Origin of the sequence: Streptomyces fungicidicus, assembly GCF_003665435.1 — a bacterium.
Taxonomy (GTDB): domain Bacteria; phylum Actinomycetota; class Actinomycetes; order Streptomycetales; family Streptomycetaceae; genus Streptomyces; species Streptomyces fungicidicus.
The window spans coordinates 297,663-311,153 of sequence record NZ_CP023408.1 but is presented as its reverse complement, the minus strand read 5'-3'; the positions used below and the strand labels follow the sequence as shown (position 1 = coordinate 311,153).

Annotated in this window: 13 protein-coding genes; 7 read left to right on the top strand and 6 right to left on the bottom strand. The window is 75.0% G+C overall.

Features of this window, described 5'->3' with window-relative positions:
- Positions 1 to 2: 2 nt before the first annotated feature.
- On the top strand, positions 3 to 1,367 hold the full coding sequence (locus tag CNQ36_RS31655) for a 2-oxo acid dehydrogenase subunit E2 (protein WP_121549013.1): 1,365 nt from the start codon (positions 3 to 5) through the stop codon (positions 1,365 to 1,367).
- A complete protein-coding gene (locus tag CNQ36_RS31650; protein ID WP_040905474.1) occupies positions 1,364 to 1,609 on the top strand; it encodes an acyl carrier protein in 246 nt (81 codons plus the stop codon). The genes CNQ36_RS31655 and CNQ36_RS31650 overlap by 4 nt, the downstream gene beginning before the upstream one ends.
- A gap of 30 nt (positions 1,610 to 1,639) precedes the next feature.
- Here CNQ36_RS31650 and CNQ36_RS31645 read toward each other — a convergent pair whose 3' ends face one another.
- The 3 genes from CNQ36_RS31645 to CNQ36_RS31635 form a co-directional block, all read right to left on the bottom strand.
- Positions 1,640 to 2,686 carry an alcohol dehydrogenase catalytic domain-containing protein gene (locus tag CNQ36_RS31645; RefSeq protein ID WP_121549011.1) on the bottom strand — a complete coding sequence of 349 codons (1,047 nt, stop codon included), beginning with the start codon at positions 2,684 to 2,686 and terminating at the stop codon, positions 1,640 to 1,642.
- Between the two features lie 104 nt (positions 2,687 to 2,790).
- Positions 2,791 to 4,272 (bottom strand): bifunctional aminoglycoside phosphotransferase/ATP-binding protein, encoded by a 1,482-nt coding sequence (locus CNQ36_RS31640; protein ID WP_121549627.1) that lies wholly within the window; start codon positions 4,270 to 4,272, stop codon positions 2,791 to 2,793.
- A gap of 55 nt (positions 4,273 to 4,327) precedes the next feature.
- Complete coding sequence (locus tag CNQ36_RS31635) at positions 4,328 to 5,194, bottom strand: universal stress protein (protein ID WP_121549009.1); 867 nt, start codon at positions 5,192 to 5,194, stop codon at positions 4,328 to 4,330.
- Positions 5,195 to 5,470: 276 nt separating this feature from the next.
- Between CNQ36_RS31635 and CNQ36_RS31630 the strand changes: the two genes are divergently transcribed.
- The 5 genes from CNQ36_RS31630 (at position 5,471) to CNQ36_RS31610 (ending at position 9,327) form a co-directional block, all read left to right on the top strand.
- Positions 5,471 to 6,076, top strand: coding sequence for an Rv1733c family protein (locus CNQ36_RS31630; RefSeq protein WP_121549007.1), 606 nt, complete (start codon positions 5,471 to 5,473; stop codon positions 6,074 to 6,076).
- A 35-nt stretch (positions 6,077 to 6,111) separates the two neighbouring features.
- Entirely contained in the window at positions 6,112 to 7,497 is a 1,386-nt protein-coding gene (locus CNQ36_RS31625) for a nicotinate phosphoribosyltransferase (RefSeq protein ID WP_121549626.1), read from the top strand.
- A 12-nt stretch (positions 7,498 to 7,509) separates the two neighbouring features.
- Entirely contained in the window at positions 7,510 to 7,794 is a 285-nt protein-coding gene (locus CNQ36_RS31620; RefSeq protein ID WP_004922130.1) for a DUF1876 domain-containing protein, read from the top strand.
- 61 nt (positions 7,795 to 7,855) lie between these two features.
- Positions 7,856 to 8,323 carry an Hsp20/alpha crystallin family protein gene (locus CNQ36_RS31615; RefSeq protein WP_121549005.1) on the top strand — a complete coding sequence of 156 codons (468 nt, stop codon included), beginning with the start codon at positions 7,856 to 7,858 and terminating at the stop codon, positions 8,321 to 8,323.
- 8 nt (positions 8,324 to 8,331) lie between these two features.
- Complete coding sequence (locus CNQ36_RS31610; protein WP_121549003.1) at positions 8,332 to 9,327, top strand: Acg family FMN-binding oxidoreductase; 996 nt, start codon at positions 8,332 to 8,334, stop codon at positions 9,325 to 9,327.
- Between the two features lie 15 nt (positions 9,328 to 9,342).
- Here CNQ36_RS31610 and CNQ36_RS31605 read toward each other — a convergent pair whose 3' ends face one another.
- From CNQ36_RS31605 to CNQ36_RS31595, 3 genes are read right to left on the bottom strand one after another with little or no spacing between them, the layout of a single operon-like run.
- Complete coding sequence (locus CNQ36_RS31605) at positions 9,343 to 9,999, bottom strand: potassium channel family protein (protein ID WP_121549001.1); 657 nt, start codon at positions 9,997 to 9,999, stop codon at positions 9,343 to 9,345.
- Positions 9,996 to 10,655 carry a potassium channel family protein gene (locus tag CNQ36_RS31600; RefSeq protein WP_121549000.1) on the bottom strand — a complete coding sequence of 220 codons (660 nt, stop codon included), beginning with the start codon at positions 10,653 to 10,655 and terminating at the stop codon, positions 9,996 to 9,998. The genes CNQ36_RS31605 and CNQ36_RS31600 overlap by 4 nt, the downstream gene beginning before the upstream one ends.
- Positions 10,652 to 13,471 carry a cation-translocating P-type ATPase gene (locus tag CNQ36_RS31595; RefSeq protein ID WP_338058027.1) on the bottom strand — a complete coding sequence of 940 codons (2,820 nt, stop codon included), beginning with the start codon at positions 13,469 to 13,471 and terminating at the stop codon, positions 10,652 to 10,654. The genes CNQ36_RS31600 and CNQ36_RS31595 overlap by 4 nt, the downstream gene beginning before the upstream one ends.
- Positions 13,472 to 13,491: the final 20 nt, after the last annotated feature.

Here is a 13,491-nt window from a genome sequence, read left to right as displayed (position 1 = left end):
CCATGGGCGAGTTCACCATGCCGTCACTCGGCGCCGACATGGACGAGGGCACGCTCGTGGAGTGGCTCGTGGCACCCGGCGACCCGCTCCGCAAGGGCGATCCGGTCGCGGTCGTCGAGACGGCGAAGTCCACGATCGAGGTGGAGTGCTTCGAGAGCGGGGCGATGGGACGGCTGCTCGTCGAACCGGGCGCGACGGTGCCGGTGGGCACTCCGCTCGCGCTGATCGAACCGGCGGAGGGAGCGCGCCGGGAACCGGAGGGCCGTGGGAAACGGCAGAAACACCCGGTCACGCCTCCCGCACCCCAGGAACCAGCCGAGCCCGAGCCGGCCCCTGGACCGGAACCCGCCGGCGGGGACGGCGAGGTCGGCGGGACGGGCCCGCTGATCCGGCGCCTCGCGGAACGGCGCGGCGTCGATCTCACGGCCCTGCACGGCACCGGGCCGGCCGGGCGTGTCACCCGGGCCGACATCGAACGGGCGGCGACGGACACGGCCCGGTCCCCACGGGTGCGGGCCACCCCCCTGGCCCGCCGGCGAGCCGCCGAACTGGGCGTCGACCTGGCCTCGGTGACCGGCACCGGAAGGGATTCCGTCATCCGCGCCGAGGACGTGGGCGGGGCGGCCCCCGGAGGTGCCGCCCCGCCCCCGCCGCCTCCCCCGGCCGCGGCGTCCGTGCGCCCCTCCCGCCCTCCCGGGGAGCAGGCTCCGGGGATGCGCCAAGCGATCGCCCGGCTCATGACCCGCGCCAACCGGGACATACCGCACTACTACCTGTCCACCACCGTCGACATGGCGGTCTCCATGGACTGGCTCCACGACCACAACCGGCGCGGCCCGATGGCGGAACGACTGCTTCCGGCGGCCCTGCTGCTCAAGGCGGCCGCCCTCGCGGCGCGCGAGGTGCCCGCGCTCAACGGCTTCTGGACCGACGACCGTTTCACCGCGGGCGAGGGCGTCCATCTCGGCGTGGCGGTGTCCCTGCGCGGCGGCGGGCTCATCGCCCCCGTGCTGCACGGGGCCGACACGCTGGACCTGCCCGCGCTGATGGGCGCGCTCAAGGATCTGGTCACCCGCGCCCGCACCGGCAGGCTGCGCGGTTCCGAGGTGTCCGACGCCACCCTCACGGTCACCAACCTGGGCGACCAGGGCGTGGAGACCGTGTTCGGCGTCATCCATCCGCCGCAGGTTGCCCTGGTCGGCTTCGGGCGGGTCGCCGACCGGCCGTGGGCGGTCGACGGGCTGCTGGGTGTGCGGCCGGTCGTCACCGTCACCCTCTCGGCGGACCACCGGGCGACGGACGGCGCCGTCGGGGCCCGCTACCTCACCGCGGTCGACCGTCTCCTGCAGAAACCGGAGGAGCTGTGAACCGAACCGACGCCCTCGCCGTGGTCAGGGAGACGATCACCCAGGTCGTCCCCGACGCCGACCTGGCCGCGCTGGGTCCCGACGACACGTTCCGGGACGCGCTGGAGATGGACTCGCTCGACTTCCTCTCCTACATCGAGATCCTCGGCGAACGCACCGGTGTGCGCATCGACGACGCGGACGCCCCGCTGCTCACCACGCTCTCCGGGAGTGCCGACTTCCTCGTCGCCCGGGTGAGGTGAGGGGTGTGCCCGGGCGGACCGGAGGACCGGCTACCCGGACGGTTCCGGTAGCTCGCGGTGGAGGACCACCTTGAGGGCGCCGGTCTCCGGCCCGTGCGCGAAGACCTCGTAGGCGTCCTCCATGTGCCCGAGGGGCAGCCGGTGGGTGACCAGTGGGAAGACCGTCAGACGTCCGTACGCCAGCAGGTCGAGCAGCCACGGTGTGGAGGACGTGTCGACCTGGCCGGTGCTGATGGTGACGTTCTTGCGCCACAGGGCCTCGAGGTGGAGGGTGGCGGGCCCGCCGTGCATGCCGATGTTGGCGATGTGCCCGCCGGCGCGCACCACGCGGGTCGCCAGGAGGAAGCTCTCCGGGTCGCCCGCGGCCTCGATGACGACGTCGGCGCCGGGTCCCTCGGACACGTCGGCGACCATCCGGCCGGGCAGTTCGGCGGCATGGGCGCCCATACGGGTGGCGGACGCCAGTCGGGACGGGGAGAGGTCCACCGCGACGATCCGCCGGGGTGAGTAGAGGCGGGCCAGGATCACCGCGGCGAGGCCCACGGGACCCGCGCCCACCACGACGACGGTGTCCCCCGGGCCCACGTGCCCGTTGCGCACCCCGACCTCGTAGGCGGTCGGGAGGAGTTCGGCGAGCAGGACCGCCTCGTCGAGCGGGAGGTACGGGGGCCGGCGGTGGGTGGAGGAGTCGGCGAACGGGACGCGGACGAACTCGGCCTGTGTCCCGTTGATCTGCTGGCCCAGGATCCATCCGCCGCCGCCCCGGCACTGTCCGTACATGGCGTCGCGGCAGGGCGGGCAGTGCCCGCAGGCCGACACGGACGACACGATCACCTGGTGTCCCGGGCGCCGGGTGTGCACCCCCCGGCCGGTCTCCACCACCTCGCCGACGGCCTCGTGGCCGAGGACCGTCCCCGGTTCCACCTCGGGGAGGTCGCCCCGCCGGATGTGCAGATCGCTTCCGCAGACGGTGGTCGCGTCGACGCGCACGATCGCGTCGGTGTCCTCCTCGATCGCGGGATCGGGGACCGTGTCCCACGAGGTCCGTCCGGGGCCGTGATAGACGAGTCCGCGCATGGCCGCTCCCTCACTCGCCGTCTCCTCTCCACCGTCGCCCCCGGGGGACCCGCGGGCAACACGGCGGGGGTGTCCGCACGGCTTCCGGGGCCCGCCCGCGCGGGTCAGTCCGGCCGCATGTAGGGGCGGCGGAAGACGGGGGCCCGGCCCGTGCCCCACGGGTGCACGGCCGCCAGCGCCTGGACGACCGCGGCCTCCAGGGGGCCGCCGGTGTCGACCCGGACGGCCTCGGGCCACGGCGGCTCCCCCGCCGCCATGGCGGCGGCCACCGCGGCGTCCGCGTCGGACACCGAAGCGCCCTCGGCGCGGGTGGTCAGGCGGGCCCGCGACACCTCGCCGGGGACCCGGCAGTGCAGGGCCACCAGATCGGCGCGGGTGCGTTCGGCCGTGCGCAGGGCCGCCTCGCGCCGGCCCGGGTCCGACCAGGTGGCGTCCAGGACGACGGGCTCCCCCGCGGACAGCAGGGCGGCCGCGCGGTCGAGCAGCTCGGTGTAGGTCCTGTCGGTCCACTCCGGTGTGTACAGGCCCTCGCCGTAGGGGGCCGCCGCGGACTGCTCCGCCGGGATGCCGGCCAGTTCCTTGCGGAGGCGGTCGCTGCTGAGCAGGGTCACCCCGAGGCGGTCGGCCAGGGCTCCGGCGAGCGTGGACTTCCCGCTGCCCGGCAGCCCGCCCACCAGGGTGAGGCCGACGGCGGAGGTGCGCAGGTGCCGCAGCGTCGCCGTGGCGAGCCGCCGGGCCGCCGCCCCGGCACCGGGCGCGCCCTGGCGGGACTGGATCAGGGAGACCTTGGCGCGGACGAACGCCCGGTAGGCCACGTAGTGGTGCCACAGCGAGGGGGGCGCGGGGTCCCCGGAGTACTCGCTGTAGCGGGCGAGGAAGTGGGCGGCGGACTCCGGGACGCCGAGCTGTTCCAGGTCCATGGCGAGGAAGGCGGCGTCGTCGAGGCCGTCGACGTGGCGGAGACGGTCGTCGAACTCCAGGCAGTCGAGGATCCGCGGTCCGTCGTCGAGGCAGAAGACGTCCTCGGCCATCAGGTCGCCGTGCCCGTCGACGATCCGCCCCTCCCGGATCCGCGTGTCGAACAGGGCCTCGCGGCCGGCGAGGTAGCGGCGCACCAGCCGCTCGGTCTCGTCGAGGCCGTCGGGCAGGGGGACCTCCCCGTCCAGGGCGCGCACCTGCGCGAAGCTCGCCTCCCACCGGGAGAGGAGCGCGTCGCGGGTGCCCTGCGCGTCCACCTCCGGACTGCGGGGCGCGTCCGCGTGGCGTGCGGCGAGCTGCCGGGCCACGGCCCGCAGGACGTCGTCGACGTCGGCTCCCTCCCGCACCAGCCGGGACAGCCGGCGGTCCGCGGGCATGCGGCGCATCACCACGAGCGGTTCGGCCTCGTCGGTGTGCGGCATGCGGAGCTCGCCCACGCCCAGGTAGACGTCCTCGGCGAAGCGTCGGTTGAGGGCCACCTCCTGGGCGCAGGTGGCTTCGCGGGCCGCCTGCGTGGTGTGGTCCAGGAACCCGAGGTCGACCGGCTTCTTGATCTTGTAGGCGTGCTCGCCGAAGAGGAGCACGACCGCGGTGTGCGTCTCGTGCATCTCCGCGCGCGGGAACCGGTCCGCGGCCGTCGGCGTGTCCTTCCGGCCGGCCGGCTCAGTCATGGGGGACGACCGCGACGGCGCAGTGTGCGTGGTGGAGGGCCGCCTGAGCGACGGGACCCAGCCGGCGCGCCGGGACCCGGTGGTGCCCGCGCCTGCCCACGACCAGCAGTCCGGCGCCTTCGGCGGACCTCAGGACCGCCCGGGCGGGGCTCTCCAGGCCGATGCCGTCGGTCACCACGACCCGCGGGTACTTCTCGCGCCAGGGGGCGAGGACCTCGTCCAGCCGCTGCCGCACGTCCCCCGTGATCTCCTCGGCGACGTCGTGGTCCACCCCCCAGGGGACGTGGGCGTGGAAGGGCAGGCTCCGTCCGTGCACGGCCCGCAGCGGGACACCGCGCGCCGCGGCGGCGGCGAAGGCGAACCCGAGCAGGTTGTCGCAGGGGCCGTGCAGCTTCAGCGCGACCACGACGCCGTCCGTCCCCGCGGGTGACGCCTCGGCGCGGGGCTCGGCGCGGACCAGGACGACCGGCCGCGCGGCGTGCGCCGCGACGGACATGCTGATGTCGCCGAGGAAGTAGCTCTCGGCGAGGTCCAGTCCGCGCGAACCGAGCACGGTCATGAGGGACTCCGACGCCGCGTGCAGCAGTGCCTCCTGGGCGTCCTCGGCGACCAGGTCGCCGGCGACGTCCAGATCCGGGTGGCGCTTGACGATCTCCGCCCGCGCGTTGTGCACCAGCCGTTTCGCCCAGTAGTTCTGGTCGATCTCGGCGGGCACCCGGGTGGGTTCCGGCGCGAGCATCGGCCAGGCGTGCAGCAGGCGCAGCGTCGCCCTGCGGCAGGCGGCCTCGTCCGCGGCCCAGCGGGCGGCGGAGAGACTCTCGGGTGAACCGTCGAGGCCGACGGTGATCACTGGTTCCATGACGCCTGTCTCCCTCTCGTAAGGAACAGGGAACGGCGGTGACGGGCTCGCCTCCCGGGAGGCGTCGGTACGCCGCGCGGTGCCCGCCGCCCCTTCGAGAGTTACCGCATCCCCTTCCGCCGCGCACGCGGGCCCGGGGGAACGGGGGCGCGTCGGCGGGGACCGGGGCCCGGGCCCGAAAACCGCCCGTTCAGGGACCTTCGGCCCTGTGAACGGGGCCCGCCGCAGTCCGACCGTGGTAAGCGAAGCAGCCGGCGATGTGCTGGAGGCCCGGCGATGACCATCCGGAGTTCACCGCACGCGTCCGGTCCGCCGCCACCGGGCGGGAAGGCGGCGCACCAGGGACGGAACCCGCTGATCCGCGGTTCGGACCGGGTCGAGTACTGGCTGCGCCGCGTGCTGCTGGCCGTTCTCGTCGTGGGACTGCCGCTGGCCGGGATCGTCGTGGGCAGGACGGCCTACGAGTCGTCGCTGCACACGGCGCGGACCCAGTCCGCCGAGCGGCAGCAGGTCCGGGCCCGGGTGCTGTCGGTCACCGAGAACGTCGGACAGACGGTGAAGGAACGGGCGCGGGTCCGCTGGACCGACGGCGCGGGCACGGTGCGCACGGCGACCGCCCTCCTGAAGCCGGACGCCGCCGCGGGCGACACGGTGCGGGTGTGGGTGGACCGGGACGGCGCCGTGACCGGCCCGCCCCTGACGAACCACCAGGCCGTGGCGAACGGCTGGTTCATGGGAGGCATGACCGTGCTCAGCGTGACGGCCGGCGTCTTCCTGACGGGAGCGGGCGTGCGCCTCGTGCTGGACCGCAGCAGGTACGCGCGGTGGGACGCCGAGTGGGAACTGGTGGAGCCCCGGTGGGCCGGCCGGTTCCGCCGGTGACGCCCGGCAACGACGACGGGATGGAGGAGGTGGCGATGTCCGAGGCGACGACCACCGATCTGTACGAAGTGACGATGGCCCTGTCCTATGTGCGGGAGGGGATGACCGCCCCCGCGACGTTCAGCCTCTTCGTCCGCGATCTGCCGCCGGAACGGGGCTTCCTGGTCGCGGCGGGGCTGGAGTCGGCCCTGGACTACCTGGCGGACCTGCGGGTCGGCCCGGAGGACGCCGCCGCCTTCGCCGCCGCCCTGCACCGCCCGCCGCGGGATCTCGAACCCCTGCTCGGACTGCGGTTCACCGGCAGCGTGCGGGCGGTACCGGAGGGACGGGTGGTGCTGGCCGGGGAACCCCTGCTGGAGGTGACCGCTCCGCTCCCCGAGGCCCAGTTGGCCGAGACGTACGTGCTCAACCGGCTGAGCCATCAGACGGTGATCGTCTCCAAGGCCGTGCGCTGTGTGCTCGCGGCGGCCGGGCACCCGGTCGTGGACTTCTCCCTGCGCCGCACCCACGGTCCCGGGGCGGGTTTCCAGGCCGCCCGGCTCGGCGCGATGGCCGGGTTCGCGGGGACCAGCAACGTGGCCGCGGCCACGGCCCTGGACGTCCCCGCCGTCGGCACGATGGCCCACTCGTACGTGGAGGCGTTCGAGGACGAGGAGGAGGCGTTCCGCGCGTTCGCCCGGACCCACCCGGGCCCGGTGACCTTCCTGGTGGACACCTACGACACCGAGGAGGGCGTCCGCGTCGCGGCACGGGTGCTGCGGGACCTGGACCGCGGGCCGGGCTGCGCCGTGCGCCTGGACAGCGGTGACCTGGGGGCCCTCGCCGTACGGGCCCGGTCCCTCCTCGACGGGGCGGGCCTGCCGGACGTGCGGATCACCGTCAGCGGCGGTCTCGACGAGTACGCCGTCGAGCGCCTGGTCCGTTCCGGAGCGCCCGTCGACGTCTACGCGGTCGGCACCCGCGTCGGGGTCTCGGCCGACGCGCCGTATCTGGACTCGGCCTACAAAATGGTGGAGTACGACGGGCGACCGGTCATGAAGCTGTCCTCGGCGAAGGTGACGGCGCCCGGACCGAAACAGGTGTTCCGTCGCCCCGGCTGCGCCGACGTGATCGGTCTCGCCGGCGAGCGGCCACCGCACGACGGGACGCCGCTGCTGGAGACCGTGATGCGGGACGGACGGCGCACCGGTGACAGGGCCGGGCTCGGCGAGTGCCGGGCGAGGCTCGCCGCGGACCTGGCCGCCCTTCCGCCGTCCGCCCGCCGGGTCCGTGGTCCCGTGCCGCCCCGGGCCACGCCCTCGGGGCCGCTGGGCGCGCTCACCGACGCGGTCCGGCGCCCCATCGCGGAGCGGACCGCCGGGGCGCCCGCCGGACGGCACGCGCGAGCCGCGTCCGCGGCCCACGGGCCCGTCCCCGGTTGAGGAGGAGAGCAGATGTCACACACCCTGGAATGGAAGACCCGCCTCTATCTCTTCGAGGAGGACGGCACCACGAAGGCCCGCGCGATGGTCGACACCGGGACCACGGTGCTCACCGGCCACGGGGCCGCGCGCCGGAACCCGGCGGACCCGGACGTACCGGAGATCGGCGACGAACTCGCGGCGGGCAGGGCCTTGCAGGACCTGGGCCGGCAGCTGCTGGACATCGCCGAGCGCGACGTCCGGGTGACCGGAGCGACGCGGCCGGAGCCCCGCCCGGCCGTCGGATGGCCGATGTGACCGCGCTCCGCGGCCGCCAGGGCCGCGGACCGCGGGACCAGGAAGACGAGGAGGACGACCGATGACGGATCCAGTGCACCGCGGCGGGGGGCCCGTCTCCGGATGGGACCCGCTCCGGGAACTCGCGGACCTCAGGACGCGGATGGACCAGCTCATGCACGCCACCTTCCCGTTCCCCGGCAGCGGCTTCGCCGAGAGCCGGGGCCGGACGTGGGCGCCGCCCGCCGACGTCGAGGACACCGGGGACGCCTACCTGATGGAACTGGAGCTCCCCGGCGTCGACAAGGACGAGATCACCGTCCAGGTCGTGGACGGCGAACTCGACGTCCACGGCGAGATCAAGGAGAAGGAACGCACGGGCGTGCTCCGCAGGCAGACCCGGCACGTCGGGCAGTTCGACTTCCGCACCAGCCGGCCGCCGAACGCCGACACCGGGCACATCACCGCGGAGCTGACCCGGGGAGTGCTGACGCTGCGCGTGCCGAAGGCCGAGCAGGCCCAGCCTCACCGCATCGAGATCAGCGGCTGAGGCCCGCGGTGGACCGGCAGGCGCTGACGGACGAGCGGGCGGCGGAGTTCGTGCGGGACGCCGCCGCCGCTCCGTCCCTGCACAACGCGCAGCCGTGGCGCTTCCGCCACTTCCGCGGCAGCCGCACGTTCGAGCTGCGCGCGGATCCCGGCCGCGCGCTGCCGCACGCCGACCCGCAGCGTCGCGCCCTCCACCTGGGCTGCGGCGCCGCCCTGCTGAATCTGCGCGTCGCGCTGGCGCGCGGAGGGTGGCACCCGGCGGTCCGGCTGCTGCCCGACCCCGCCGATCACGGTCTGCTCGCCACCGTCCGTCCGGCCGGGCCCGGCACCGCCGACGGCGCGCTGGCGGCGCTGTACCCGGCGGTCCACCGACGGCACAGCAGCCGCTACCCGTTCGACGACACGCGGCTCCCCGAACGGATCCGCACGGCGCTGGGCGACGCCGCCGGCAGCGAGGGCGCCGTGCTCGCCTTCCCCTCCTCCTGGCACCTGGAGGAGGTGCTGGAACTGCTGGAGGAGGCCGAGGCGCGCAATCTCACGGACCGGGGCAGTGGCCAGGACCTGGCCGACTGGACCCGTCCCGACGACTCCTCGCCGGTGGGCGCGGCCCCCGACGGAGTGCCCGGCTACGCCTTCGGACCGCGCAAACGGGGCGGCAAGGCGCCCATGCGGGACTTCGCCGGGGACAGGCCGGTGGCCGGCCGCGCCGCGGCCGAGTTCGAACGGTCCCCGCAGCTGGCCGTCCTGAGCACCGCGCACGACCGCCCGGAGGACTGGCTGCGCGCCGGGCAGGCCATGGAGCGCGTGCTGCTGCTGGCGACCCTGGAGGGCCTGTCGACCTCGTTCGCCAGTCAGGCCCTCGAGTGGAGCGACCTGCGCTGGCCGCTCCGGGACCCCGTGTCCGGGACCGGGCACGCGCAGATCGTGCTGCGCCTCGGGTACGGCCCGGAAGTCCCCGCCACCCCGCGGCGCCCCGTGCCGGACATCCTCGACATCCGGCCCTGACCGCCCGGCCCGCGGCTACTGGAAGGCCGCGTGGATCTCCCCCTCGGTGGCGGTGTGGGAGACCACGAGGAGTTCGTCGCCGGGCCGCAGCCGCATCCCGGGCGCGGGAACGGTGGGCCGTCCCTCCCGGACGACGGTCGCGACGACCGTGCCCTCGGGCAGCGCGATCTCGGCGAGGGTGCGGCCCGCGGCCCGGGACCGGGGGGTGATGGCGGTCTCGATGACGTCCACGCCCGCCTTGCTCAACCGCAGCAGCGCGACGGTGTCGGTGGCGCCGGTCGCCTCCTCGATGAGGGAGATCAGGGGTGTGGCGGCGGGGACCGCGGTGTCCACGCCCCACCTGTGGTCGAAGAGCCAGGTGTTCTCCTCGTCGTTGACGCGGGCGGCGACGCGAGGCACCGCGAACCGCCGTTTGGCGAGCAGGCTGACGACGAGGTTGTCCTCGTCGTCGCCGGTGGTGGCGACGAGCAGGCCGGCGGTGAGGGCCCCGGCGTGCTCGAGGACGGCGGGATCGCAGGCGTCCCCGGCCAGCAGGCGTACGGGCAGCCGGCCCGCGAGCGCGGCGACGCGGTCCTCGTCGACGTCGACGAGGGTGACCTCGTTGCGGGCGGCGGCGAGGACCTGCGCGATCTGCGTGCCCAGGCGTCCGGCGCCGGCGATGAGCGCCTTCACGTCCCCAGCTCCTTGTCCAGGAAGCCGCGCAGCCGTCCGAGCGAGGTGGCGGCGACGGCGAAGGTGACCAGGTCCCCGGGCTCCGCCGGGGTGTGGTGCGCGGGGACGAGCGAGCGGCCCGCCCGGGTCACCTCGACGACGCGGATCTCGCCGTCGACGTCGAGTTCGGCCAGGCGCCGCCCGGTGAGGTAGCCGGGCAGCCGTGAGCGGATCAGCAGTGTCTCGCCGTTGCCGAAGGCGAGTTCCGGGGTGAGGTGGCGGTGCAGCAGCCTCCGGTGGATCTCCCGCACGGTCCAGCGGACGCTGGCGATGGCGGGGATGCCGAGTTCGCGGCAGAGGTCGGCGCTGCGGGCGGCGTGGACGTGGGCGAGGACGATCGGCACCCGGTAGGTCTCCTTGGCCGTCCGCGCGCCGACGATGTTGGCGTTGTCGCCCGAGGTGAGGGCGACGAACGCGTCGGCGTGCTCGATCCCGGCGGCCTCGAGGACCGTACGGCTGAAGCCGCTGCCCTGGTGGAACCGGCCCGGGAAGCCGGCGGGCAGCAGCCCCCGGGCCCGGGCGGCGCGGTCCACGATCCGTACGTCGTGGCCCTCCCCGGCGAGCTGGGCGGCGAGCAGGGACCCGGCCCGCCCGCAGCCGGCGATGATCACTCTCATCGCGTGCCTCCTTTCCGGTCCGTGCGGCCCCGGCGCCGCAGCCAGGCCTTCCTGAGCTCCTCGGCGGCCAGCAGCAGCACGCCGAGGCCGGCGAGCACGGCCCAGTCGCCGGGGGCCAGCGGGGCGGTGTTGAAGAGCGCCTGGAGCGGGGGCAGATAGCTGATGGCCGCCATGACGGCGACGCCGGAGCAGCCGGCGGCGAGCAGCCAGGGATTGGACAGGGGGCCCGCGCTGAACAGGCTCTGCCGTTCGGTGCGCACGGCGAGGGCGTTGAAGAACTGGCTGACCACGATTCCGGCCTGCACCATCGTGATCCCCTCCCGGTAGACGGTGTCGTCCTCGGTGAACCGGGAGTACGGGATCCCGGAGGCGTGGATGTGCCAGAAGAAGACCGCGGTCACGCCGGCGGCCTGGATGCCGCCCAGGAAGAGGATGCGGCCCATGACGGCGCGGGAGAACAGCTGTTCCTTCCGTGACCGGGGCGGGCGGTCCATGACGTCGGGTTCGGGCGGCTCGGCGCCCAGCGCCAGCGCGGGCAGCACGTCCGAACCGAGGTCGATGGCGAGGATCTGCACGGCGCTGATGGGCACCAGCGGGAAGCCGGCGAAGGTCGCCGCGAGGATCGGGACGAGTTCGGCGATGTTGTGGCTGAAGAGGTAGATCAGGAACTTGCGGATGTTCTGGTAGACCGACCGGCCCAGCCGCACCGCGGCGGCGATCGACGCGAACGAGTCGTCGAGCAGCACCATCAGGGCGGCTTCGCGGGCGACGTCGGTGCCGGAGGCGCCCATCGCCACGCCGATGTCGGCGTGTTTGAGGGCCGGGGCGTCGTTGGCGCCGTCGCCGGTGACGGCGACCACCTCGCCGCGCCGGTGCAGGGCGCCCACGACCCGCATCTTGTCCTCGGGGCTGACCCGGCACAGCAGCAGTTCCTCCGGCCGGTCGAGCAGCGCGTCCAGTCCGGCGTCGTCCAGCGCCTCGAACGCGGCGCCGGTCACCACGGCGGGCGCGGGGCCGGTGACGATGCCGACCCTGCGGGCGACGGCCTCGGCGGTCAGCGGGTGGTCCCCGGTGACCATCACGATCCGGATGCGGGCCCGCCGGCAGGCGGCGACCGCGTCGCTGACCTCGGGCCGCGGCGGGTCGGTCATCCCGACGAGCCCCAGCAGGGTCAGCTCCGACTCGGCCGTCTCCCGGCCGGGGCGGGGGCCGGGCGCGGACCGTCGGGCCACCGCCAGCACCCGCAGTCCGCGGGAGGCCATCGCGTCGTTCGCGGCGACGGCCTCGGCCCGCAGCGCGTCGGTCAGCGGGCGGCGCTCCCCCGCCCGGTCGGCGGCGACGCAGCGGTCGAGGAGTTCCTGCGGCGCGCCCTTGACGTACACGCGGTAGCCGCCGGTTTCCCGGTGCACGGTGCTCATGAGCTTGCGGCCGGAGTCGAAGGGGTGCTCCGCGACGCGCGGCGCGGCGGCCTCCTCGGCGGCCGGGTCGAGCCCCGCCTTCGCAGCGGCGACCAGCAGCGCCCCCTCGGTGGTGTCGCCGAGCACCCGCCAGCCCGCCCCGTCCGGGGGCGGCACGAGCCGGGCGTCGCAGCACAGGGCGGCGGCGCGCAGCAGTGCGCGCACCGGTTCCGGGTCGGCGACCTCGCCGTCGGGCGCGTAGCCCACCCCGGTCACGGCGTGCTCCGTCCCGCCCGCCCACACCCGTACGACGGTCATCTCGGCCCGGGTGAGGGTGCCGGTCTTGTCCGTGCACACCACGGTGGTGGATCCCAGCGCCTCCACCGCCAGCAGCCGCTTGACCAGGGCGTGCCGCCGGGCCATGCGCCGCACGCCGATCGCCAGGGACACCGACAGGGTCGCGGGCAGGCCCTCGGGGACGAGCGCGACCATGACGCCGAGGGCGAAGACGAAGGTCTCGACGAACGGCTGTCCGGTCGGCAGCCGTACCAGGAACAGCAGCGCGCCGATCGCCAGCGCCGTCCCCGCGACCCTGCGGGCCATCACGGCGACCTGGCGCTGCAGCGGGGTGCGCCGGCCGGGCGCCGCGGCGGTCAGCCGGAAGATCCTGCCGAACTCGGTGGCCGTACCGGTGGCGAACACCACCGCCTTCGCCGAACCGGCCACCACGTCGGTGCCCATGAACGCGCAGTTGCGGGCCTGGAGGACCGGTCCCGCGGCCACCGGGTGGGCGGTACGGCCGACGGCGTCGCTCTCCCCGGTCAGCGCGGCGTTGTTGACGGAGACCTCGTGCGCCTCCACCAGCCGGCAGTCGGCGGGCACCGCGTCCCCGGCCTCCAGGACGACCACGTCCCCGGGGACCACCTCCCGCGAGGGCACCTCGCGTCTCTCCCCGTCGCGCAGCACCCGGCAGGTGTGTCTGACCATCGCCTGCAGCGACTCGGCCGTGCGCTCGGCGGAGTACTCCTGGGCGAAGCCGATGGCGGCGTTCAGCACCACCACGCACAGGATGGCGACGGCGAGTTGCAGGGTGCCGGCGTCCCGGGGGTCCTGCAGTCCGTACGCCAGGAAGGTGATGGCGGAGGCGACCAGCAGGACGACGGCGAACAGATCGGTGAACTGGCCGGCCAGCTCCCGCCACCGCCCCCTGCGGCGGGCCGCCGGGAGTTCGTTGGGGCCCACGCCGGCCAGCAGCGCCGCGGCGTCCGCCGGGGCCAGTCCGCGCGGCGAGGTGCGCAGCGCCGCGAACACCTCGCCGGCGGGCAGCGCCTGGACGGCGGGGGCGTCCACGGTGGAGGGGGCCGCCGGTCCGCCGGGGCCGTCCGCCGGGGCCCGTACGGGAGTCCCGGTGCCCGCCACGGGACGCCGGGTCTCCTTCT